Source organism: Homoserinimonas sp. A447, assembly GCF_054489325.1.
The window spans coordinates 1028091-1051909 of record NZ_JBTMWW010000001.1 but is presented as its reverse complement, the minus strand read 5'-3'; the positions used below and the strand labels follow the sequence as shown (position 1 = coordinate 1051909).

Below are 23819 nucleotides of genomic sequence, written 5' to 3'. Positions count from 1 at the left end.
TTGAGCAATAGACACTTTGCGTGGCAAGCGACAGAATGTGTCGGATAAGGCGACAAATTACTGGGGGGATCTGAGATGGGCACTGTTAAGGCTGGATGGCATCCGGCGCCAGAGAATGCACATTGGGTTCGCTGGTGGAGCGGCAAGGAGTGGGCACCCGCCTACTGGCAGGTCAGCCGCCCTGCCGCCGCATATCTGCCGGGCGCTCCGAGGTTCAACATCTCGGCTCGAGGGGAAGCGAGATTTGACGTCGTTGGGGAGAACTTCCGCGAGGTGCAAATTTCTACGGTGATCGGCGGGCGCCCAGCGCGCGATCAAGAAATCGTCTGGGAGGGTGTAGCTGAGCTTGTACCAGAGCCAGACAACCCCCACGACGCCAAGGCTGTCTCGGTGCGAGTCGATGGCCTCATCGTCGGCTACCTCGATCGGGACGCGGCACGCGAGTATTTCGCTCCGCTATCTCTGTTCACTCGATGCGGGATAGTTCCCGAAGTTAATGTTCGGATCTGGGCGGTGACTCGGTGGTCGACACGTCGTTCACGCGACGAGCTCAAGAGTGCAATCCGGCTCGCTCTTCCCGCACCTCACCGGATACTCCCCAAGAATGAACCTCCGCCCGAGTCGCATTACGTGATTCCGCGCGGGAGGCGGATTCAGGTAACCGGTGAGCAGGATCACCTTGATGTCCTGAGGCAATACGTTAGCTCCGAGGCGGATCACGACGTGGTCGTGACGCTACATCCGGTCGAGGTCCCACGGGCTCGCAGCAATGTCGCAGTGATGGAGGTGCGTCTCGATGGAAAACGCATCGGCCAACTCAGTCCAGTCACCTCGGAGGGACTTCGCCCGCTCGTGACGGAGGCTGAATCTCGTGGGGCTACCGCTGCAGCGTGGGCTCAGATCACAGGGTCGCGCCTCGCCGCGGAAGTGGTGCTGGATGTGACGAAGGCGGAATTGGTTGCCGACTCGTGGCCGGCGTCCTCGGATCGGCTACCTCGACTGTCGCCCACCAGAGCCGCGGCCCCTTCAAGCTATGTGGACGAACGCGAGCTCCCGCCACCGCCTGCCCCCACCGGGTTGCATTTGGTGCTTTGGGTAATCGGAATCATACTTTTGCTGGCACTCGCACAGATCCCGGTCGTGGGGCCTCTGCTGCTATTGGGAGGACTGGCGGGCATGATCGCCTGGCACTTGCAACGGAAACGGCTGATGCCACGACATCCAGGCATTCTTTCAATGCCCGAGGAGACGAAGCAACCGCTCTAGACGGCAGACTCCCGATCTCCGGCAGGTACGAAGCACGGGGGCCTGTGCTGCATTAGTCAGCGTGGTTTGCGAACCGTCGCGACTTGTGGGCGTTCAGCCACCAAGTGCTGCCTACTGGGCCGTAAAGAGCGAGTGTGATGCGACGCATGCGGCAGTCAGGGCACCCACAGACAACAGTGCCCAGCCGGATGCCGCACGGTCGTACGCATTTGAGAGTTGGAGTTCCGACGCACTGAGGACTTGGGGCAGGTCCCTCTTCATAGTTTTCAGCCGACGACGACGTTCGACTCGATTCCACCAGGGCACTTCGGCCAGAACTGACTTGCTTTCTAGTCGCGCTAATTCGCTGTAGTCAGCAAGAAGCCCGCTCATGGCGTCCACGGAAGCCCTTGCAGCGGCCACCATCTGCCAGATGGTGCCGACAGCGTTCATCAATGAAGCAGTGGCAGCGAGCAGACTCGTGGACTCTATGCTGTCGTGTCCAGAGATCGGCTACTAATTTGCGCCTCGGCTCAAGAAGGTCTCTGGCGTTAGACCAAATATGGCTCGCCGCAGAACCCGCGGTGACGTCGAAGGTGTAACGAAAGCCTTCATCGCAATGCCCTGCTACTCGCCGGTCCGATATCTTGTTGTGAACCGATTCGACGCAGTGCAGTCACTTTATTCGGCGCTATTTGTAGCGCCATCAAGGAGTCTGCATGTGCCAGAAAGTCACCTACTCATTCCGCATCGAGGCGCTCCGCGCCGCGCGTGCGATCTCGGAGCAACCCGGATTCCCGGGAACACTGGCCGTCTACCCATGCCCGGGGTGCGGGTCGTGGCATCTGACGTCGCACCAGGTCGGAAAGAAATGGCTGAAGTTCCAGGATCGCAACTACCGGGGTGCGTATCGTCCTAATAAGGGCACAGCCGGCAATGGAGCGAGCTGAACTGCCTCAGGCGACCGGCCTGTTTTCCTATAACAGCACATATGTCGCCGTCCCTCGCCGCCCGCGGGGGGCCCGGTCCAGCGAATCATCCCTTTTTAGCTGGATGCGCCAAGCGGTTCGCTTTTCCTCCCGTGGATGACATGGAGGCGACCGATCGGCCCCCGGAGTGGGGAAGACGCCTTCATCTTTCGAGCACTGGTGTTCGATGCATCTGAGCTACAGATATCGAGCGAAAATATTGAGTGTTGCGACTCCCCGTGGCTCGAAGAACCCGTTCAGTGGCATCGGCACCATTGCGGCGATCTGCCGACGAACAATTTGTCACCGTCGTGCAAGCGCGCGATCACTACTGATGAGCCTGCGGGTGTGATGCGTCGATTCTGAACGCGCGGAGCCAGAGAATGCGGGCTAGGGCGGGGCGTGCAAACTCTGCCTCGACGAGACGGTGATATGGTGACTGACCCACTCGTCAAGGGAGTCAGCCGATGCTTCGCAGCGACGCCAAACAGAATCGCAGGTTGTTGCTGGATGCCGCATGCGTCCTCATCGCGCAGGTCGGAACCGATGAGACCAGCGCGCGCGACATCGCCGATCGCGCGGGCGTGAGCTCGGCGACGCTCTATCGTCACTTCCCGAGCAAGCAGGCGCTCGTCGACGGCATCTCCGTGGATCGCTGGGAGCGCATGAGCGAGTGGGCGCGAGGTTCGCGCACTTCTCGCCCGGCGGTCTTCGACATCGCCCTCGTGCTCGACCGATTCTCGCGACTCGTCAGCGACGACGCGCAGTTCATCCAGGCCGCCGGGCTGAAGGTAGGCACGACCCCCACGGCGATCGCGCCAGTGCGCGAGGTCTTCGACGCGCGCTTCGACGAACTCTGGAACGCCGCTCGGGCGTCGGGGTCCGTGCGCCGATGGGCCGACCCCCGGGACGCGGTCGAGCTCGTCGGCTCCATCCGCAACAAAGAGCGTCGCACTCCCATGCTGGCCACGATCGTCGGGGGCTTCGTGGCGCCGCAGATCGACATCGAGCGACTGCTGCGCACCGTGCATCACCCGCGCTGATTCAGCCATCTGCGACAGATCCGGGGTAGTTCTCTCACTTCCCGCGCACGGATCGCCCCGTGCTCTCAAGATGATGATGTGTCGAACAATGGTGCTCACCCGCTGGATTCAGGAATCCGCCGCCTGGCAGAACAGCTGCGCGACGGCAGCCTCAGCTCGCGCGACCTGACTGCGCTCGCCTTCGACAGGATCGACGCGCGAAACGGCGGAGAGCCCGACTTCGACGGAGCCCCGGACGCTGTCAACGCGTGGGTGCGTCTCGACCGCGACGCCGCGATGGCTGCCGCGGATGCCGCGGATCGGCGCATCGCGCAGGGTGACCCCTCCCTGTTGGCGGGCATCCCCGTCGGACTCAAGGATCTGTTCGCCGTCGCAGGTAAGCCGCTCACCGCTTCGAGCCGCCTCCGCGCGACGGAGACGGCGGGCGAGGACAGCGCCACGTGGGCGGCCCTCTCCGACGCCGGTGCCGTGTACGTGGGGCACACTCACACGCACGAGTTCGCCGCCGGCGGCACCACCGACCAGGTCGGCAACCCGTGGAACCTCGCTCACAGCCCCGGGGGATCCAGTGGAGGCTCCGCCGCCGCCGTCGCCGCCGGCATGGTGCCCTTGGCACTCGGCACCGACACGGCGGGGTCCCTCCGCATCCCGGCGGCCCTCGTCGGCGTTTCCTCCTTCAAGGCGACCTTCGGTCGTGTGCCCACCGACGGCGTGATCCCGCTGTCCACGACGCTCGATCACGCCGGCCCGATCGCCCGCACGATCGACGACTGCGCCGTCGCGCTCGAGGTCCTCAGCGCCGCGCCGCGCTCCCGCGACCCGTTCGGTGTCGGTGCGCGTCCCGGCATCGTGGCACCGCGGGCGGCGGACCTGCGCGGAATCCGGGTGGCCGTGACAAACCGGCCCGACCTAGTCGACGTCGAACCGGATGTCCGGGACGGTCTGGAGCGGGCGGTCGCGGCTCTGTGGGAGCTGGGCGCGACCGTCGTCACCGTCCCAGCGCCGGCGGACCTGTCCAAAGCCGACTACGACACGATCTTCCTCGCCGAGGCGCGCACCTATCACGCGCAGTACGCGAACCGCGCGAGCGAGTACCGGCCGAGCGTGCGCGAGTTTCTCGCCCACGAACTGGCGCCCATGACCGTTGACGTCTACCTCGCCGCCCAGCAGCGCCGTGCAGGCGTCACGGCCGTGTGGCATCGCTGGTTCGCCGATAACGACATTGCCGTCCTCATCGAACCAACCGCGGCATCGACCGCGCCCCTGCGCGGACACGGGTACGACGCGGGCCGCCCGATGGGCGGTACCGATCCGCTCACCGCCTTCACCGCGACCTGGAACGTCACCGGTTTCCCCGTCGCCGCGCTCCCCGCAGGAATCGGCAGCCGCACCGGTCTGCCGGTGGGCGTGTCGGTCATCGGGCCGGGCGAAGCCGACGCCGAGACCCTCGCCATCGCCCTCGCCCTGCAGGAGCGCCTTCCCGTCCCCGCCCTCGCGTGGTGAGCTGATGGAGCCCTTCGTCCTCTTCGCGCTGTCGGTGTTCACCGCCTTCGGTTTCTACGCCCTGCTCGCGTGGGGCCTCGGGCTGATCTTCGGTCAGCTCAACGTGGTGAACGTCGCCCACGGCGACATGGCCATGGTCGGCGCCTACCTCATGGTCGTGCTGACTCCGGTGGCCTTCCCGCTGCGGCTGCTTCTCGCCTTCATCGGGGGTCTCGTCCTGGGCACGCTCATCGAGCGAGGACTGCTCAGCCGCCTGTACCAGCACGGCATGCTCGCCACCCTCCTGGCGATGTGGGGCTCCGGCATCGTCCTGCGCCAGACCGCTGAGGCGATCTTCGGACCTACACCGGCGTCCGTCCCCGCGCCCATCACCGGCACCGTGGAGGTCCTCGGGGTCGACTACCCGATCTTCCGCCTGGTCAGCGCGGCCATCTCGCTCCTCATCGTCTCCGGCCTCGTGCTCGTGATGTACCGGACGAGCCTCGGACTGCGGCTGCGCGCATCGATCGACAACCGTGCGATGGCCGCCGGGTTCGGCATCCCGACCGGCGTCATGGTCACGGGCACCTTCGCCGTCGGCACCGCGCTGGCGGTGCTCGCCGGCGCCCTGCAGAGCCCCATGCTCGGCATCACCCCGCAAGTCGGTGTGTCGCTGCTGGCGCCCACGTTCTTCGCCGTGCTGCTCGGGCGTCCCGGCAGCATTGGCGGGCCGATCTTCGGCGCCTTCGTCGTCGCGGTGCTGGACATCGGGCTGCGCACGGTGCTTCCCGAGACCGTCGCCGGCGTCGTCTTCTTCATCGTTCTCATCGTCTTGATCGCCTTACAGCCGCAAGGCCCCAACTGGAGGTTCACACTATGGAAAACGCTTCAACGGCGCGTCGCCTGACCGGGCGCCGCGCAACCGCCGGAATCGCGGCGCTGGCCGCCGTCACGCTCGCTCTCACCGCGTGCGGCGGGGGTTCCTTCGGCACCGACGACGGCAATGACGGTGCGGAGGACCGCGCCTTCCGCCTCGGCCTCGTCGCCCCCACAACCGGTGTCGCCTCGCTCGAGGGCAACTCGCTCGTCATGGGCGCCAAGCTCGCCGTCGAGGCCGTGAACGCCGATGGCGGCGTGCTCGGACACCCGATCGAGCTCGTCGTCGTAGACGACAAGTCGGACGCCGCGACCTCGACGCAGGTGACACAGCAGCTCATCCGCCAGAACGACGTGGACTATGTGCTGGGAACGATCGCCGGTGACACCTCCGTCGCTGCGGGATCGGTCGCGGCCGAGGCGGATGTGCCGTTCTCGACCGTCGTCAACGGCACGGTCGAATTCTGCAGCCCTCACTTCTGGCCGTTCGGCGCAAGCGAGCGCATGATGGTCGAAGACCTGATCCCGCACATGATCGAGCAGTACGGTCCGCGCGTCGGACTGGTCGGGAACGACTACATTTTCCCGCACACGTACCACGCGGTGGCGAGCGAGTTCATCGCCGAGAATGGCGGCGAGGTCGTCGCGGAGGAGTACAGCCCGCTGGGAACGGCCGACTGGCAGCCGGTGATCGGCAAGCTCGTGAACGCCGACCCCGACTGGATCCTGACGGCCGTCGTCGGCGGCGACGCCGTATCGTTCATGAGCCAGGCCGATCAGTTCGGCCTGCTCACCGACCGCGGTGTCACCGGCACCACGTCGCAGCAGGAGTTCTACGGTGCTCTCGGCCCGATCCTGGAGGGACGGACGACGGCGCTGCAGTACTCCGACCAGACGCCGGGCGCCGACAACGAGGCGTTCGTCGCGGCCTACCGTGAAGAGCACGGCGACAACGGCTCGATCTCTGCGATCGCCGCGACCGCGTACGAAGCCGTGCGCTTCATCGCCGCGGCCGTCAACGCGGCCGGCGGCTACGACGCCGACGCGATCAGCGAGCAGATGTCGACCATCCGTCTGGATGGGCTCTTGGGCGACCTGGGCTTCCGTGAGGACAACCACTACGTCAACAGCGACATGGTTCTCGTGCGGATCGACGAGGGCGGCGTCTACTCGACCGTCGAGGTGCTTGACCCGATCGACGACACGACGGCGCGCACCTGCTCGTGATGCACTCCGTCGAACCGCGCCTGCGGCTGCGGCGAGCCCTCGGGTTCGCCGCAGCCGTGGGACTGGTCGGGCTCGCCCCGTTCGTCCTGCCGCCGTACCCGCTCGCCCTGCTGACGCTCGCGCTGGTCTACGGCCTGTTCGCCTTCGGGCTGGACATCGCATGGGGGCGCACGGGGATAGTGAGCATCGGCCACGCCGCGTTCTTCGGACTCGGGGCCTACGGTTGGGCCATCGCTGAACGACAGGACCTGCCCGGCGTCGTCGGCGCGGTGGGCGGCATCCTCGTCGCAGCCGGCGTGGCGGTCGTCATCGGACTGGCGGGACTCGGACGCCGCGCACTGCCCTCCACGATGGCGATCCTCACCCTCGCGCTGACGCTGCTGTTCGAGCAGCTCGCGCGCACCTGGTCGGATGTGACCAACGGGAGCAACGGCATCGTCGTGCGCTCCCGCGGGCTCATCCCCGACTACTACACCACGGCCGCCCTGGTGCTGTTGATCGTCGCCGTGGTCTGGCTCTTCGTGCTCCGCGGGCGCCTCGGTCGCCGAGCCCTCGCCGTCAATCTCAATCCAGACCGGGCCGCCCATCTGGGCATCGACGTCCGTGGCACGCGGCTGTCGGCGCTGGTCATCAGCGCGGCCGTGGCCGCCGCGGCGGGCGCGATCGCAGCTCCGGTCATGGGCCTCGTGTCGCCATCGGCCGGCGGCATCATGCTCTCCACGCAGGTGCTCGTGTGGCTGGCCGTCGGTGGCCGCGGCACGCTCATCGGCGCCTTCGCCGGAGCTGTGATCGTCACGATGGGCCAGCAGTACCTCGGCGAGGCGATCGGCTCGTGGTACCTGCTCGTGCTCGGCGTGATCTTCCTCATCGTCGTGCGCTTCGCCCCGGGAGGCCTCGTCGGGCTCGTGCGTCGCGTCATCCGCATCCCCGCCTACCGTGCGGCAAGGCAGGACGCGCGGCTATCCAGCCCGATCCCCCGGCGGACGCTGCCCACGAAGACGGAGTTCGCCGTGCAGGCCCGCGACATCCGCATGTCCTTCGGCGCGACGAAGGTGCTCCTGGGCGTCGACCTCATGGTCCCAACAGGGGAGGTTCTCTGCCTCATCGGGCCGAACGGCGCCGGCAAGACGACGCTGCTGAACATCGTCGCCGGAGACGTGGCCCCTACCACCGGCACGGTGGCGATCTTCGACGCCGACGCGAGCCGGTGGCGCATCCACCGTCGCGCCCTCGCGGGCATGGGCAAGGTGTTCCAGATCCCGAGCGTCTTCACAGAGCTCTCCCCGGCCGACAACCTCCGCCTCGCACGCAGCGAAGCACTCCAGCCGCGAGAGGTTCCCGAAGCACTCGCCCGATTCGAACGGGACGACGCACGTTCAGCCGCCGAGCTGCCGCTGGCGGATCGTCGGTCGCTTGAGCTCGCGATGGTGCTCACGTGGGGGCCGGAGGTCGTCATCCTGGACGAGCCCGCCGCCGGTCTGTCGCACGAGGAGTCCGTCGCACTGGCGCGGCTCCTGCGCAGCGTCGCGACCGAGACCGGTGCGACGCTGGTGATCATCGAGCATGACATGGACATCGTCCGCGAACTCGCGGACCGCGTCGTGGTGCTCGCGAACGGACGCTTCCTCGCGGAGGGGACGATGGAGGAGATCGCCGCGCGAGACGATGTGAAGGATGCCTACTTGGGAGTTGTGACGTGATCGAGGTGAATGCGCTCGCGGCCGGTTACGACGGAGTCCCCGTCGTCCCGCGCCTGGACCTGACCATCGTCGCCGGGGAAGTGATCGCGTTCCTGGGCCGCAACGGCATGGGCAAGACCACGGTGATGCGCACGTTGGCCGGCCACCTGCCCGCGATCGACGGGGAAGTGGTCCTGGACGGAATGCCGCTTCGCTCGGGCCGCGCCGATCTCGCGGCGCGCGCCGGCCTGTCACTCCTGCCCGACGATAGGGGCGTTTTCCCGCGCCTGACGGTCGCGGAGAACCTCGCCCTGGCGCGCCGTCGCGGCTACGAGCCGCCGGTGGATGTCACCGCACTGTTTCCCGTGATCCGGGAGCGCATGAACGTCAACGCCGGTGACCTTTCGGGAGGGCAGAAGCAGCAGGTCGGACTCGCGCGCGCGATCCTGGCGGGCGAGAAGGCGATCCTCGTCGACGAGTTCTCACAAGGCCTGCAGCCCTCGCTCGTTCGCGACGTGCTGGCGGCGTTCCGCGAAATCGCCGGCGCCGGAGTCGTCATCGTCCTGGTGGACCAATCGCCGCAGCCGCTCGTGGAATTCGCCACACGCGTCCTGGCCATGGAGAAGGGCGCGATCGTGCTCGACTCGCCGGCCGCCGACGTGCGCGAAGATCCCCAGCGACTGCTCGACTTCCTCGTCGTCTGACGACGCGGCGCCTGCCCGCGACGATCAGCTGCGCCAGTTCAAGGCTCCCGCGTGCCGCTGAGCGTCATCTTGTAGTCGCTGATCAGATTGCTTCCCGTGCGCATCTCTACCAACGCCTTTAACTGCTGATCACCGGAACGTGATCTGCGCGCTTCTCGTCTTGCTGTAGGGATGGGATCGTGATGGCTCCAATTACATCGGGTGAGGCGTCGCCGCCTGCGGCCTTACGTGGCGTCGACCTCTGGGTCCGGATCAGTCACCAGTGCTATGGGAAGCGGCAGCCCATACTTGTCGCAGAGGAACCGGGTCTGGCAGTACCGCTTAGCGTCCTTGGCCACGTTGCCGAGGATGGCTGCGTTCATGCCTGCGCCGATGAGGACCCCCACAAACGGCACGACCTTGGCAACACTTTGGACCGGAACCTTGGCACCGACCGGACCTAGTTGCTGCATCAGTTTTTCAAGGGCAACCACGAGGCGGTGGTCTGCGCGAAGCTTGGCTGACCACCTCACGCGTCCCTTGATCGCACGGGCCGCCTGTGCTGCCTCACGCAACGGTTTGGCTTTGGCAGCCTGCGCTATGAAAGACCGGCGCACCAGACGTTGTATGAAGGCCTGCTCATCTGGGTCCTTGGCGTCGTAGCCATAGGAGTATGCGATGCGAGATGCGATTGCGGTGCTCAGCACTTGAATGACGAGGATGTCGGCTGTGATCGCGACCGGAATCCCGGCGACGGGGACCAACGCCAGCATGCCCATGCCGCCACCTTCGAACGCGCCAGCAGTGCGCCACTTGAGTGTATTGCGGGTCAGTAACCGGTCACAGACCTTGAGGTCCTGCAGACGCAGTTCGGTGAAACTGTTGAGTTCGAGCCCGCGCTTTCTGGCGAGCTTCTCCACGTTCTTCGGATCGTTGAGGTCGAGGGCCCAGTCGTTCACGAGGTTGAGAAGCCCCTCTGCAGCATCAACTGCGGGTCGTGCGACCTTGTCGGCGATCGCACCCCCTGCTCGACGCACCGGCTTCTTGATGGTCTCTGGCACCGCGTCGGTCATCCGGTTGGCGGCGTTTCTCCCGAACTCGCCGGTGCGCTCCATTGCGGTGCTGGCCCAGTTCGGCAGACCGCGACGGTTGCTGCGGCTCTGCCAGTGCTTGCTCAGCGTGTCCCATACCTGTTGCTCGTACGGACTCATCGGGGTTGCGCCGACGACGATTGGATCGATGTAACTGCTCATCGAGGTTCCCCTTCAATTGTGATTCCCTGGGTTCATAATGGCCTACCCGGCCGTCGCGTGGGTGAAGCCAACTGGCACGCCGGCCCCCGCCCGGCGCGCCAGTCTTGTGCTCGGACTACTCGACCGCCAGCGTCCACCCGCCATCCGCATTCACCGAGATGACAGACGGCCCACCAGCCAGCGGGACCGTGCCCGAGTACGCGCCGATCTCATTGATGAGCAGTCCGAAGTGGAAGGCGTCATCGGTCTGCTCGCTCACCACAAAGTTGCGCGAACCGTCGTGCGTTGCGGTCAGCTTGCCGGTGGAGCCGTCATACAGGAACACCGCATCGCCGACTCCGGTTGCCGCGACTACCGGAGCACTCGAGACGGGCGCCAGTGTCACTGACCAGTTCCCGTCGGCACTGACCTGCACCGTGGTGCCTTCCCCGAACGACGTGAAGCCGTAGACGGTCGTACCGGTGTAGTTGCCGATGGTGTTGACGAGCAAGTCGCCGGTGGGCTGGTTGGTAGCGTCAAGCACGGAAAGCGAGAAATTCGACGTCCCATCATGGGTCGCGGTTACGATTCCAGCGGTCACCCCGACGGGCAGGGTAATGAGATCGTCCCCAGCTCCGGTGTGAGTTTCGGCAACGAATGATCCGTAGGTGCGGTCTGCCCAGCCCTGAACGGTCTCCACCTCCGCAGCCGGCTCCTCGACTGCGGGCTCGACTTCTGAGGGCTGTTCGACCGCCCCGACCGTGTCAATGGAGGTGTCATCGCGCGTCGCGTTCGCGTTGTTGAACGTTCCGATGATCATCCCCAGGGCGACGGCGATTGCCGTGACGATCAGCGCAACCTTCTTGTGCTGGTCATATCCGGCCAGACGCAGGCCAGCCTTGTCGCGCTGCGCTCCGGCCAACACCAGGATGAGGTCGATTAGCCACCACACCCCGAAACCTCCGAAAGTGAACAACTTGAGCAACCCGGTGCCGACCTTGCCCAGGTAGAAACGGTCGACTCCAATGCCGCCGAGGAACCAGGCGAACAGCCAGGTGAGAATGAATGTCTTGCTGGATTCGCCTGTGACAGGCGCGGATGCCGGTGGTGCCGGTAGGGGCTGCGCGCTGTTGTTGAGGGTTTGGTCAGTCATGATGTTTTTCCTTTCGAGTGCGGTGGTTACTTCTGCACGGTTTCGATGACCACATCGAGGCCGTTGTCGGGGTGGTAGCCCCAAGAGGCGGAGAATTCGTCCCATTCGCCGGCCTGCCGTCCGTCCAACGCGCGGGTGCTGGACATCCGCGTGAGGACACTGTCCGGAATATCGAGTTCGTCCAGCACGCAGACAATGTCGCCGACGTCCGCCCCCGCCGCTTCGTCTCCGGAACTCTGCAAGGAGAGACTGTTTCCGTTGTCGCCTGCGGTGATCCACGGGTCGCTCTCGACATCACACGATTCCAATGCCCCTGGGATACGACTCGGGGCCAGCTCTTCGGACAGCGAGCCGGCGATAGGTAAAACGACAAACCCCAAGACCAGGCCCACCACGAGCCCGATTCCCATGCCTGCGGCGCCGAATGCGAGATGACGAGTGCTCTGTGGAACGCTCGCGTCAGGCGCCACTGGATCGGTGGATTCGGGCACTGCTGCCGCATGTGACGCGTCGGTGTCCGACATCTGGAACTCCTTTGATCAGTGGTGAATAGGTCACGATGTTGAGTGCTGTTCGTGGTCTCGAAACGAGAGTCACAGCAAACTCCGGTCGAGTCACAGAATGCATTGATAAGGGGTGTTATCGCGAAAGCGAACTAGAAAGGACGGATCCGCGATACTCTCGGCTCACGGAAGCAGCATCGATACGGGAGGAGCGACGCATGGCCACGAATGCCACGACGCAGAGTTCCACCCCCACGAGCCCGCACCTGCGCATCTCGCTATCCGGAATTGCCCGGCTTGCCCGGGTCCAACGCCCGGTGGTATCAATGTGGCGCACTCGCTCCGCAGCATCCGATGCCCCTTTCCCGGCCCCCATCGCCACTGACCTGGGTCAGGAGCGATTCGATGCCCTGGCGATCGCCGACTGGCTGGTTGCGACCGGCCGGGGTAACAACCCTGATCCGGTGGCGGATGCCGCGGTGTTCGCGCGTCTCGACACGGCGACTCCCGGCGACACGCGTGCCTTCGACACCACGACGTCGCTGATCGCGTTACGCAGCGCCAACGACGGTGTGCTCGGAAGTCTCGACCGGGCAGCGCTTCTCGACTTGGCGGAACGGGTGGATCCGGACGACTCCTTCCTGCTCAGTGAGCTGGAGGCGCAGGACGATCTCGAGCCTTTCGCCCGTTTCGTCGACGTGCTCGTCGATGGTGCCTACGGCCCGGCTGCAGCATTCGAATCCGTGATGGCCGAGCGGTTCCGTGACGGGCGCCGCGAGCTCACCCGTTCGGCTCTCGCGCCTGCGGCATCCGCTCTGGTGCAGTCGGCGGCGTTGGAGCTCGCCCGCACCAACCCTGCCGCTGACCCCGACTCCCCCGTATTTGCTGACCCGACGGGAGCCGGTGCTGACCTTGTGGTGGGCATTGCCGGTGAGGCGCCCGAACACCTCGACGTGACGATGCTGACATCCGATACAGGACCAACGGATGCCGGTGGCAGCACAGCGCGCCTGTTGCGTCGGCGTCTTCTCGCCCATGGAATCGCCCGCGCGGGACTTTCTGTGCAAAGCGACGAACCCGACGAGCATGGCCCGGTGGTGTACATCGTTCAGCTGCCGGCGGAAGGCAGCTCGAACGACGACGAGGTGCTCGCCACGATCGACAACCTCGCGTTGCAGATGGATGACCAGCAGCGTGCGCTTGTGCTTGCTCCTGCCTCGGTGCTCTGCGATGGCGGGCTTTCCGATTCCGCATCAACGCTTCGCAGCGACGTCATCCGCACCGGTCGCGTTCGTGCGATAGTTCGCCTGCCTCGGGGCCTGGTAACGGCGAATCCCAGGCAGTCTCTTGCCTTGTGGGTGCTCGGTCCGTCGCACCGGCAGATCGCCCTCGCTGAGCGCTGGACGATGCTCGCAGACCTGACCGAAGCGAACCTGACACCGGATGTGCAGCACGACCTGGTGAGTGATGTGATCGCAGCCATGGGCGACCGCAGCGCCGTCCGAGCACATGCGTTCCGCTTCGCCAGGTTCACCCTCACGAGTGGTTTGCTCGCCCGCTCAGGCTCAATTCTCGGTGAGGCGGGGGCGTTGAACGCCGTCGTGTCAGCAAGGCAGGCGGATGCGCATGGCTTGGCTACGCGAGTTGACGCACTTATTGCGGCGCTGGCTGAGGGCACTCCGCTGGATGCCGGGTCGGTGCATCCGGATTCGGCGCCGCCCATGGCATCCGCGTCGATTGGTGCGCTGCTGTCGGAGGGTCGCCTTCGTTACGTCCCAGGTACCCGTATCGACCCGGGGGAACTGAGCACAGGCGCAGGTTTCTCGGTGATCGGCGATGCGGAACTTGCAGGGGCAGCGGTCGGTGGTCGAACCGTCGACCGGCTGCGGTTTGCTGAACTGCATCCGAATGCCCGTCTCACCGAGCCGGGTGACGTTGTCTTCAGCTCCGGACCGGTTCCCCGCGCTCTGGTTGACGACGAGGGGTCTGCCGTCGTTGCCTACCCTGCCCGTGTGCTGCGGATCGATCGTGCCGATAGTGCCGGTGTGCTCCCCGAGCTGCTGGCAGCGGACATCCGGACGGCGCGTAGCCGCGAGTGGCGTCGATGGATTTTACGCCGGGTGCGACAGCAGCAGCGGGAGCCGCTCCAGCTCGCCTTGGCGAGTATCCGTACTGCCCGTGCCGACGCCGAGCAACGGGTCGCGCAGCTCACCGAACTTGAACATCTCGTCACCGATGCCGTTACCAGCGGCGCCGTTTCGCTCACGAAAGGAACCGATTGATGGCCGCACGAACGAAGGTCAAGGCGGATGCTGCGCCGTCGACGATGAAGGAGCTGAAGGACACACTGTGGAAGGCTGCCGACAAGCTCCGCGGGTCGATGGACGCTTCGCAGTACAAGGACGTCATCCTCGGGCTGGTGTTCCTCAAGTACGTGTCGGACGCTTTCGAGGAGCGAAGGGAACGAATCAGCGCTGAGCTTTCGGCCAGCGGCATGGACGACGAGCAGATCGCACAGTTCGTCGACGACCCCGACGAGTACACCGGTGCCGGCGTGTTCTGGGTGTCGGCGGCCGCCCGCTGGGCGCACTTGGCCGAGCACGCGAAGGGGCTGCCGGTGATCGAAGGTGCGGCTCCGAAGCAGGTGGGCCAGCTGATCGATGAGGCGATGGATGCCCTGATGGTGGACAACCCGTCCCTGGCGGCCACCCTGCCGAAGATCTTCAACCGCGACAACGTCGACCAGCGGCGCCTTGGTGAACTCGTCGACATGTTCAACACGGCGCGGTTCACCGGCAATGGTGCGACCCGTGCACGGGACCTGCTCGGTGAGGTGTACGAGTACTTCCTCGAGAAGTTCGCGGCGGCTGAGGGTAAACGCGGCGGCGAGTTCTACACGCCGGCCGGTGTGGTGCGCGTGCTGGTAGAGGTGCTGCGCCCCTCTCGCGGGCGAGTGTATGACCCGTGCTGTGGTTCGGGCGGCATGTTCGTGCAAGCGGAGAAATTCTTGGAGGCCCACGACCGCGAAGGCAGCGACATCTCGGTCTACGGGCAGGAGCTGAACGAGCGCACCTGGCGGATGGCGAAGATGAACCTTGCCATTCACGGGTTGAACGGCAACCTGGGGCCGCGCTGGGGTGACACGTTCGCGCGCGACCTGCACCCGGAGGTCGAGGCGGACTTCGTGATGGCGAACCCGCCGTTCAACATCAAGGACTGGGCGCGCAACGAGTCGGACCCGCGCTGGCGGTACGGCGTGCCGCCGGCGAACAACGCGAACTACGCGTGGATTCAGCACATCCTGTCGAAGCTGGCTCCGACCGGCGAAGCAGGCGTGGTGATGGCGAACGGGTCGATGTCGTCGAACTCTGGCGGTGAAGGGCAGATTCGGGCGCAGATCGTTGAGGCCGACCTGGTGTCGTGCATGGTGGCACTGCCGACGCAGTTGTTCCGCTCCACTGGCATTCCGGTGTGCGTCTGGTTCTTCGCCAAGGACAAGGCTGCCGGGCCGACTGGCACGATCGACCGCACCGGGCAGGTGCTGTTCATCGACGCCCGTAACCTCGGCCACATGGTGGACCGGGCCGAGCGTGCCTTCTCTGACGAAGACATCGCGCAGATCGCGAACACTTACCACGCCTGGCGCGGCACTCCCTCCCCTGCGAGTCGAGTAGCGAGCGCCAGCGAGCGTATTGAGACCCCCCTGGTCGAGCCTGTCGAGACTCCAACGGAATATGCCAACATCCCCGGCTTCTGCTACTCCGCGACCCTCGCCGAGATCAAGGCCGCGGACTACGCGCTCACTCCCGGCCGCTACGTCGGTGCCGCCGAGGTCGAGGACGACGGCGAGCCCATCGAGCAGAAGCTCGAGCGCTTGACGACGGAACTGTATGCGCAGTTCGACGAGTCGGAGCGGTTGGCCCAGGTAGTCCGCGAGCAGCTGGGGAGGGTGCTGTGAGCCCAATGACAAGCGTTCCCCTCGAAGACCTGCTTGTTGACGGGCAGGTGTCGTATGGCGTGGTGCAGCCTGGCACCGATGACCCGAGCGGCGTTCCGATCATTCGGGTGAAAGACATTCGAAATGGCGTGATCGACACGAGCGCACCGATGCGCGTGGCGCAAGAGATCTCAGCCAGGCACTCTCGTACTCTTCTGCGCGGAGGTGAGCTCGTTCTATCGCTTGTCGGCACTGTCGGGGAGGCTGCCGTGGTTCCTTACTCTTTGGCTGGGTGGAACGTCGCGCGTGCGGTTGCTGTGCTGCGCAGTGAGAAGGTAACCGCTCAATGGCTGCAGTTGGCCTTCGAATCGCCGACCTGTCAGAGCCAGATCAACTCGCTGCTGAACACGACTGTGCAGTCCACCCTGAATCTCAGCGATCTAAAACGAGTTCGAGTTCCAACGCCCCCGCTCAGCGAACAAATCGCGATCGCGGAGGTACTGGGCGCTCTCGACGACAAGATCAACATTAACGCCGAGCTTGCAGCGTCGAGTTTCGCACTCGCAACGCAGCTATTTCGTCAGTCACTTGCCGTTGGTCAGTCCAATGAAAAGGCTTTAGGTTCCACTGCGACGGTCGTCTTGGGCGGCACGCCATCCCGAGACGAGCCTGCGTTTTGGGCTAATGGCACCGTCGCTTGGCTGAACTCCGGAAAAGCGAACGACGATCGCATCCTGACGCCAACTGAGATGATCACTGAAGATGCTCTGAGAAAAAGTGCCGCGAAGTTGATGCCTCGGTCTGCGACTGTCGTTGCCATCACTGGGGCGACACTAGGCCAGGTGTCGCGGTTGGAGATTGAGGCAGCTGGCAATCAGTCGCTCGTTGGAATTTGGGCAGACGATGCTGGATTGACTGATTGGCTTCATTTTGCCGTTCGCCACCGCACTACTGAGCTTCTCCGCCATGCAACAGGCGCTGCGCAACAACACGTGAGCAAGGGGGACGTTGAGGCCCTCGCTGTGCCCGTTCCTGACGAGGCCACCCTCCATGGGTTCGCCCGCAGGGCAAGCCCGCTGTTGGCAGCTGCAGCCAGCGCTGATCGTGAGAGCCTGAGTCTCGCCGCCACCCGCGACGCGCTCCTCCCCCGGCTCATGTCTGGCAAGCTTCGAGTGCGTGGCGCCGAGAAACTAGCCGCGGAGGTCGGCGCATGATGGCTGGTCACAATGTCGGGTACGAAATCCCCACAATCGGCAGTGCACGGATATTCGTGCATTCAGGCATGCACGAAAATCCGTGCACACCGAGGAGAAGTGACGGGTATGACCGGATTCAGTGAAGCCGCATGGGAGCAACTGGCCCTCGACACGCTCGCCGAACCACTCGGCTGGTTACCGAAGACCGGCGACCAGATCGCACCGGGCACCGACGAGCGTGCCAGCTGGGACGAACTGCTGATTCGCCCACGACTGCTCCAGGCGATGCAGGGGCTCAACCCGACGATTCCGGCGCAGTACGTCAAGCAGGCGCTCGCCGAGATTGCCAGCCCCAAGTCGCAAGATGCCGTTGCCGAAAACCACCGCATCCACGACATCCTCGTCGACGGATACAGGCTCTCCTACCTGGAACCCGACGGCAGCGAAGTCAACGCCACCATCCGCGTCATCAGCACCGAGCCACACGAGAATGATTGGCTCGCCGTCAACCAGGTCACTCTCCGCCAGGGTGACTACCTTCGCCGCTTCGACCTCGTCCTCTATGTCAACGGCATGCCGCTCAGCATCATCGAGCTGAAGAGGGCGGGCGCGGTCAGCGCTACGGTCGCATCCGCGCACGCCCAACTACAGACCTACGTACGCGAGTTCCCGATGGCGTTCCGGTTCAGCGTGCTCACCCTCGTCAGCGACGGCACCGACGCCCTCTATGGCACGCCATTCACCCCGCTCAACCACTACGCCCCCTGGAACGTCGACGACGACGGCGAACCAGTCGCGCAGAACCGAACCGACGCCAACGGTGACGTCATCACTCCGCTCGAAGACGCACTCGGGGGCGTGTTCAACCAGGAACGGTTCCTGCAACTGCTGCGCAACTTCACCGCGTTCGACGAAGGCCCAGACGGTCTCATCAAGCGGATCGCGAAACCGCACCAGTACTTCGCCGTCTCCAAGGCCGTCGGCAAGACGGTGCAGGCGGTCAACTCCAACGGCAAGGCCGGAGTCGTCTGGCACACGCAAGGGTCGGGCAAGTCCATGGAGATGGAGTTGTACACCAACCTCGTCTCGCGACACCCGAAGCTCAAGAACCCCACCGTGGTCGTCATCACCGACCGCACCGAACTCGACGGGCAACTCTTCCAGACGTTCGACCGCAGCCTGCTGCTGCCCGAACAACCGCAGCAGATCAAGAGCCGCAGCCAGCTACGCGAAGAGTTGACCGGCCGCACCACCGGCGGCATCTACTTCACCACGCTGCAGAAGTTCGGGCTGACGGATGCTGAACGCGCCGCCGGCACCGAGCATCCGCTGCTCACCGACCGCCGCAACGTGATCGTCGTCGTCGATGAGGCACACCGAAGCCACTACGACGACCTCGACGGTTACGCACGCCATCTGCGAGACGCACTCCCCCACGCCACCCTCATCGCCTTCACCGGCACCCCGGTTTCATTCGACGAACGCAACACCCGCGAAGTCTTCGGCGAATACATCGACATCTACGACCTCACGCGTGCCGTCGACGACGGCGCCACGGTGCCCGTCTACTTCGAACCAAGGCTCATCAAAGTCGCGCTGGCCGACGACATCCAGCAGGAAGACATCGACGCGGTCGCCGACGAAGTCACCATCGGACTCGACGAAACTGAACGAGCCCGGCTCGAAGCATCCGTCGCCGTCGTCAACGCCGTCTACGGAGCACCGGAACGCATCGAAGCCCTCGCCGCCGACCTGGTCGCGCACTGGACCGAACGCCGCACACGGATGCGACCGTTCATCGAAGGCCCGGGGAAGGCACTCATCGTGGGCGCCACCCGGGAGATCTGCGCCCGCCTGTACGACGCGATCATCGCTCTCGAACCGACGTGGCACTCCGACGAGTTGAGCGCCGGCCGCATCAAAGTGGTCTACTCCGGCACGCCATCCGACACCTCGCCGGTCGTCGAGCATGTGCGCCGCGCCTCCCAAAACGACACCATCAAGAACCGGCTGCGGGATGCCGAAGACGAACTCGAGATCGTGATCGTCAAAGACATGATGCTCACCGGGTTCGACGCACCGCCCCTGCACACCCTCTACCTCGACCGACCACTCAAGGGAGCGTTGCTCATGCAGACGCTGGCCCGGGTGAACCGCACATTCCGCGGCAAGAAAGACGGGCTGCTGGTGGCGTATGCACCGTTGGTGGACAACCTGACTAAGGCCCTCGCCGAGTACACCGTGCGCGACCAAGCCGAGAAGCCGGTTGGGCGTGACGTCGACGAGGCGGCCACGCTGGCGCTGGAGCTGGTCGACCGCATCCGTGAGTTGCTCGCGGGGTATGACTGGAAGACCGTGTGGCAGGCCGGAGGGCCGAAGGCGTATATCAACGCGGCCAGCGGAGCCACCAACTATCTTCGCAAAGTCGGGCCGGCCAACGATCCCGAACTTGGCAGTGAAACGCTGGCCGCTCAGTATCGACGGGCGGCCAGCCAGTTGGCGCGGGCGTGGGCGCTCGCTTCAGGGAGACAAACCCTGGCCGAACTGCACGGCGAGATCGCGTTCTATGAAGAAGTGCGCGTGTGGATGGCGAAATTCGATGCCCGCGACCGTCAGGCGCGTGGCGAACCGGTGCCGGCTGAGGTGCAGCGACTGCTGACCGCCCTCATCGACGACGCAACGGCTACTGGAGAGGTTTTCGACATCTACGAAGCGGCCGGGATGCCGCGTCCCTCGCTCGGCGAACTCACGTCTTCCTTCGCCGAGCAGGCGCAGAAAGCCCGCAACCCACAGCTCGCGATTGAAGCCCTGCGTGCGGCCCTCCTGCAGGAGTCGGCAACCGTTACCCGGAACAACGTGATTCGCCAGCGCGCGTTCTCGGAGCGCATCACCGAACTGATGAACAAGTACACCAACCAGCAGCTCACCTCCGCCGAAGTGATTGCTGCCCTGGTGGAGCTGGCGCGAGAAGTGGCTGAGGAGGCATCGCGCGGCGGACGGTTCACTCCCCCGCTAAATCACGACGAACTCGCCTTCTACGACGCGGTATCCCAGAACGAGTCGGCCGTACAGATGCAGGGCGAGGGGGTCCTCGCGCAGATCGCTCGCGACCTGGTCGACGTGATGCGTCGCGACGTGCGCACCGATTGGACCGTACGCGACGACGTGAAAGCTAAGTTGCGGTCATCCATCAAGCGACTGCTGGTGAGCAATGGGTATCCGCCGGACAAGCAGCCTGAAGCAATCAAACTCGTGATGGAACAGATGGAGCAGCTGGCGCCTCGGTATGCCGATGAACGTGCCGCGTAGCTGAACCTAGACCGAAAGGAGTCCTTATGCCCGTTGGAGACTGCGGGCGGGAGTTTGCTGCCGCTGCCCTCGCGGATGGCATCGGACTCACACGTACCTGCGTGTCATGGCTGAATCAGCGTGGTCATGCGCCCAAGTCTTCCCAGGACATCGTGAACGGCTGAACCCCCGGTTTCGGGGGTTCAGCCGTTTTTGCGTAAGGGAAGGCGAAGGGCGAGCAGGGTCAGTCCTGCGAGGAGTGTGTAAACCGATGCGCCGCTTGCGCCGAAGACGATGAACTGTTCTTCGACGTTGATGCCGGCCAGAGTCGTCACAGCCCAGGCAAGTGGCCACAGTGCAGCAGTGACCGGTGCCCACAACCAACGAAAGCGGGCCTGGCGCGGAAGGGCGAGCACCTGGGTCAGTCCGATGACCGCACCGGTGATCAAGCCACCCACAACGAGATCGGCAAGGGATGTTCGGTAGCCGACGACGAGGGTTCCGAGAGCAACTCCAACGCCCGTGCCCAGAGCGGATGCGAGTGTCCATGTGAACTTGTCCAGGCGCCGACTGCTCGCGAGTGCTTGTGAAAAACCGACGATCGCGCCAACCAATGCTCCGCCGAGTATGGCCGACGCAAGATTGTCAACGCGCCCGACCAGGAACGTGCCGAGGTATCCGGCGATGGGTATAGCAAGGAAGCTCAGCATCCAGATGAGAAGGGTGCGGAACGGCGGGCGAACCTGCGGGGGCCTTGCTGTGATTGTGGATGTCGTGCTCATTGTTGATTCTCCTCAAAGATAGTGTACGGTGTACGTGAAGTCATAATGTACGCCGTACACGAAGAAAGAGTCAAGCGATGACAGAAAAGAAATCCGCAGCTCCCCGCCCGAGGCGGCCACGCAGCTCCGTTAACGCCGACGAGATTCTGGAAGCCGCCGAACATGTCGCACGCGATGGGTTCGAAGCGCTCACCATGCGCGCTGTAGCCACACAGATCGGGGCCTCCCCCATGGCGCTCTACCGGTACTTCGCGACCAAAGACGAATTGATCGACGCCATGCTCGACCGGGTCCTCGGCCGCATCCAAGTCAACGCTCCCACGGACGATTGGCAAGCCGACCTCGCAGCATTCGCGACCGCTCACCGGGTGGTGCTGGCGGACCATCCCTGGGCCATCGTCCCCCTATTCACGCACTCCAACCCCGGAGTCAACGCGACCGTCATCGGTGAAACCGCACTGAGAATCCTCCAGCGCGGAGGCATCACTGGGGCGGAGTCTGTGGCGACGTTCAGCGGAATCCTGGCGCTGAACTATGGCTGGTTCGCATTCAACACCGCTCGCGACGCAACACGAGCGGCAACCGATCCCGAGGCCGAACTGACCGCCTCGCTGGCGAGGCTACCCTCAGTCCAATTTCCATTGACCCTGTCCGTTGCGAGCGAGCTGGCCAACTACGGGAGCGATGCTCATTACAAATTCGTTCTCCGCCAGCTTGTCACTGGCGTCAGCAACATCCAACGCGATGGAGGCGCGATCCAATGACACCCATTGACCCAGCCATCACCACGGTCGCCGGCATCCTTCTCATCGCAATCCCCCTAGCCTTCAACGCGGCGTTCGCAGCCCTAGCGGCCACCTTCGACTATCCGGACATCCTTCGGCGACCGTCTTCGGAGATTCTGGAGAAATTCCGCGACGGCGGCTCGCGACTGGTTCTGTTGTGGTGGGGATTCGCCCTGACGGCTGTGATGCTCACGCCGTTGGCGATTCTCGTGTCCGCGTCGCTGGACGGCGTACCCCAGTGGCTCGCACTTGCGGCAGCGACCACTGGGGTCATTGCGAGCGTGGTGCAGTTTCTCGGGTTGATCCGTTGGCCCTTCTTGGTGCCGTACCTCGCGCGTGAGTCAGCGGATGCCGATTCGCCAGCCCGCAAAGAAGCCATCGACATCGTATTTCAGGCCTTCAACCGCTACCTAGGGGTCGCGGTGGGCGAGCACCTCGGCTTCCTGTTCACCGGCGGCTGGAGCGCCCTCGTTGGCGTGGGCATCCTCCAGAGCTCCAACGTCCCAGGGTGGCTTGGCATCGTGGGTATCGTCATTGGTGCTGCCCTGGTGCTGTGCTCACTGGAGTTTGTAGGGCCGTTCGAAGTGAAGGGGTGGCGCGTCGCGGCATCCGCCACCCCTGCCGTCTACATCCTGTGGTCGGTCTGGTTGGTCGCAACCGGAATAGCGCTCCTGCTGTGACCGCTGACCGGCGTGCGCTGGTGATCGGAGCGAGCGGATTCATCGGCCGGTGGCTAGTCAAGGAACTACTGGAGCAAGGCGTCGACGTCACAGTCGCTGTGCGCGACGGCAACGACCCCCGCCCGTTTCAGCAGTGGCTTGTCGACCACCATGCCAGTCGCCCGGTAAGGACGGCGAGGGTGGACCTGGGCGCGCTGGGAATAGGGCTGCGCGACGGGTCGCTCGAAGTCGACGAGATTTTCAACACCTCTGGCGCCTACGCATTCGGGATGGCAGCTGCGCATGCGCGTGAAGCCAACGTCGAGAGGCCGGCACGAATAGTGGAGTTCGCATCGCGGCTCGGCAGCGTGAAGCGCTTAGTGCACGTATCGGGCTACCGAGTCGGGAGCCGTGACGGAGAGCCGGTCCCCTGGTCGGACGAGGAGCGATCGGAGCGCTATGCCCGCCTCGGTGCATATGAGGCGTCAAAGGTGGAAGGCGACGCAGTTGTCCGCTCTACCGCCATGCGGCTCGGTGTGCCGTGGACGGTGCTGAACCCGGCGACAGTAATTGGTCACTCAACGACTGGAGAGTCCAGCCAGACGATTGGGCTAGCGGCCACCGTCGTGGAGCTAAGCGCAGGTCGGCTTCGTGCCCTTGTCGGCAATCACCGCACCTTTCTTCCTGTCGTCACAGCGGACTACCTTGCGGCGTTCATGGCCCTCGTCCCGCGGGTCGCCGACGCAGAGAACCGCTCTTACTGGGTATTGGATGACCGCACTCCACCCCTTCCCGATATGCTCCGCTTCCTGGCGACCGAACTTAACGTAAAGCCACCGCGACTGCGAATTCCAGTCCCTCTGGTGAAGCTGCTTCCGCCGTGGCTATCAGGCGTCGGAAGAGAAACGTTGAGCTTCTTAGCGGAAGATCGATACCCACACACGGAAGCAGAGGACCTTGCCCGACGCCACGGGCTACGACATCCGGATGTGCATGATGCGCTCTCGCGCTGGGCTCGATACCTGAGCCGGCCAGCAGCGACGCGAACCTGATATTCGCGCTTGCGTACGGTGTACATTAT

General features: G+C 64.6%; 19 protein-coding genes. 15 read left to right on the top strand and 4 right to left on the bottom strand.

The genetic code is table 11. The features are described 5' to 3' along the window. Positions 1–75 precede the first annotated feature (75 nt). The 8 genes from ACX3O0_RS05100 to ACX3O0_RS05065 all read left to right on the top strand — a co-directional run bounded on the left by ACX3O0_RS05100 (position 76) and on the right by ACX3O0_RS05065 (position 9224). Positions 76–1266 carry an HIRAN domain-containing protein gene (locus ACX3O0_RS05100; protein WP_459106997.1) on the top strand — a complete coding sequence of 397 codons (1191 nt, stop codon included), beginning with the start codon at positions 76–78 and terminating at the stop codon, positions 1264–1266. Positions 1267–1964: 698 nt separating this feature from the next. Continuing rightward, complete coding sequence (locus ACX3O0_RS05095; RefSeq protein WP_459106996.1) at positions 1965–2195, top strand: hypothetical protein; 231 nt, start codon at positions 1965–1967, stop codon at positions 2193–2195. 485 nt (positions 2196–2680) lie between these two features. Continuing rightward, positions 2681–3256 carry a TetR/AcrR family transcriptional regulator gene (locus tag ACX3O0_RS05090; RefSeq protein WP_459106995.1) on the top strand — a complete coding sequence of 192 codons (576 nt, stop codon included), beginning with the start codon at positions 2681–2683 and terminating at the stop codon, positions 3254–3256. A gap of 78 nt (positions 3257–3334) precedes the next feature. Beyond that, positions 3335–4759, top strand: a complete 1425-nt coding sequence (locus tag ACX3O0_RS05085) for an amidase (protein ID WP_459106994.1) — start codon at positions 3335–3337, stop codon at positions 4757–4759. A gap of 4 nt (positions 4760–4763) precedes the next feature. Then, entirely contained in the window at positions 4764–5645 is an 882-nt protein-coding gene (locus tag ACX3O0_RS05080) for a branched-chain amino acid ABC transporter permease (protein WP_459106993.1), read from the top strand. Continuing rightward, positions 5615–6841, top strand: a complete 1227-nt coding sequence (locus tag ACX3O0_RS05075; RefSeq protein ID WP_459092382.1) for a substrate-binding protein — start codon at positions 5615–5617, stop codon at positions 6839–6841. Before ACX3O0_RS05080 ends, ACX3O0_RS05075 begins: the two co-directional genes overlap by 31 nt. Beyond that, positions 6841–8541 carry a branched-chain amino acid ABC transporter ATP-binding protein/permease gene (locus tag ACX3O0_RS05070; protein WP_459106992.1) on the top strand — a complete coding sequence of 567 codons (1701 nt, stop codon included), beginning with the start codon at positions 6841–6843 and terminating at the stop codon, positions 8539–8541. The genes ACX3O0_RS05075 and ACX3O0_RS05070 overlap by 1 nt, the downstream gene beginning before the upstream one ends. Next, a complete protein-coding gene (locus ACX3O0_RS05065) occupies positions 8538–9224 on the top strand; it encodes an ABC transporter ATP-binding protein (protein ID WP_459106991.1) in 687 nt (228 codons plus the stop codon). Before ACX3O0_RS05070 ends, ACX3O0_RS05065 begins: the two co-directional genes overlap by 4 nt. Before the next feature lie 224 nt (positions 9225–9448). Here the strand turns inward: ACX3O0_RS05065 and ACX3O0_RS05060 are convergent, their stop codons facing one another. The 3 genes from ACX3O0_RS05060 to ACX3O0_RS05050 all read right to left on the bottom strand — a co-directional run bounded on the left by ACX3O0_RS05060 (position 9449) and on the right by ACX3O0_RS05050 (position 12112). Next, positions 9449–10456, bottom strand: coding sequence for an EcsC family protein (locus ACX3O0_RS05060; protein WP_459106990.1), 1008 nt, complete (start codon positions 10454–10456; stop codon positions 9449–9451). Between the two features lie 115 nt (positions 10457–10571). Continuing rightward, positions 10572–11588, bottom strand: a complete 1017-nt coding sequence (locus ACX3O0_RS05055; protein WP_459106989.1) for a TM2 domain-containing protein — start codon at positions 11586–11588, stop codon at positions 10572–10574. Positions 11589–11614: 26 nt separating this feature from the next. Next, the gene (locus ACX3O0_RS05050) at positions 11615–12112 is read right to left on the bottom strand and encodes a hypothetical protein (RefSeq protein WP_459106988.1); all 498 of its coding nucleotides are present in this window, start codon (positions 12110–12112) and stop codon (positions 11615–11617) included. Positions 12113–12309: 197 nt separating this feature from the next. Between ACX3O0_RS05050 and ACX3O0_RS05045 the strand changes: the two genes are divergently transcribed. The 4 genes from ACX3O0_RS05045 to ACX3O0_RS05030 all read left to right on the top strand — a co-directional run bounded on the left by ACX3O0_RS05045 (position 12310) and on the right by ACX3O0_RS05030 (position 20533). Next, positions 12310–14373: a hypothetical protein gene (locus ACX3O0_RS05045; protein WP_459106987.1), complete on the top strand. Its 2064-nt coding sequence runs from the start codon at positions 12310–12312 to the stop codon at positions 14371–14373. Continuing rightward, positions 14373–16049, top strand: coding sequence for a class I SAM-dependent DNA methyltransferase (locus ACX3O0_RS05040; RefSeq protein WP_459106986.1), 1677 nt, complete (start codon positions 14373–14375; stop codon positions 16047–16049). Before ACX3O0_RS05045 ends, ACX3O0_RS05040 begins: the two co-directional genes overlap by 1 nt. Positions 16050–16054: 5 nt before the next feature. Next, positions 16055–17242, top strand: coding sequence for a restriction endonuclease subunit S (locus ACX3O0_RS05035; RefSeq protein ID WP_459108448.1), 1188 nt, complete (start codon positions 16055–16057; stop codon positions 17240–17242). A gap of 108 nt (positions 17243–17350) precedes the next feature. Beyond that, positions 17351–20533, top strand: a complete 3183-nt coding sequence (locus ACX3O0_RS05030) for a type I restriction endonuclease subunit R (RefSeq protein ID WP_459106985.1) — start codon at positions 17351–17353, stop codon at positions 20531–20533. Between the two features lie 182 nt (positions 20534–20715). Here the strand turns inward: ACX3O0_RS05030 and ACX3O0_RS05025 are convergent, their stop codons facing one another. Beyond that, entirely contained in the window at positions 20716–21294 is a 579-nt protein-coding gene (locus ACX3O0_RS05025) for a hypothetical protein (RefSeq protein ID WP_459106984.1), read from the bottom strand. A gap of 77 nt (positions 21295–21371) precedes the next feature. Here ACX3O0_RS05025 and ACX3O0_RS05020 point away from each other — a divergent pair, with 77 nt between their 5' ends. The 3 genes from ACX3O0_RS05020 to ACX3O0_RS05010 are packed head-to-tail and all read left to right on the top strand — an operon-like array spanning position 21372 to position 23790. After that, positions 21372–22058 carry a TetR/AcrR family transcriptional regulator gene (locus ACX3O0_RS05020; RefSeq protein ID WP_459106983.1) on the top strand — a complete coding sequence of 229 codons (687 nt, stop codon included), beginning with the start codon at positions 21372–21374 and terminating at the stop codon, positions 22056–22058. Further along, positions 22055–22759 carry a DUF4386 domain-containing protein gene (locus tag ACX3O0_RS05015; protein WP_459106982.1) on the top strand — a complete coding sequence of 235 codons (705 nt, stop codon included), beginning with the start codon at positions 22055–22057 and terminating at the stop codon, positions 22757–22759. The genes ACX3O0_RS05020 and ACX3O0_RS05015 overlap by 4 nt, the downstream gene beginning before the upstream one ends. Beyond that, positions 22756–23790 (top strand): SDR family oxidoreductase, encoded by a 1035-nt coding sequence (locus ACX3O0_RS05010; protein ID WP_459106981.1) that lies wholly within the window; start codon positions 22756–22758, stop codon positions 23788–23790. Before ACX3O0_RS05015 ends, ACX3O0_RS05010 begins: the two co-directional genes overlap by 4 nt. Positions 23791–23819: the final 29 nt, after the last annotated feature.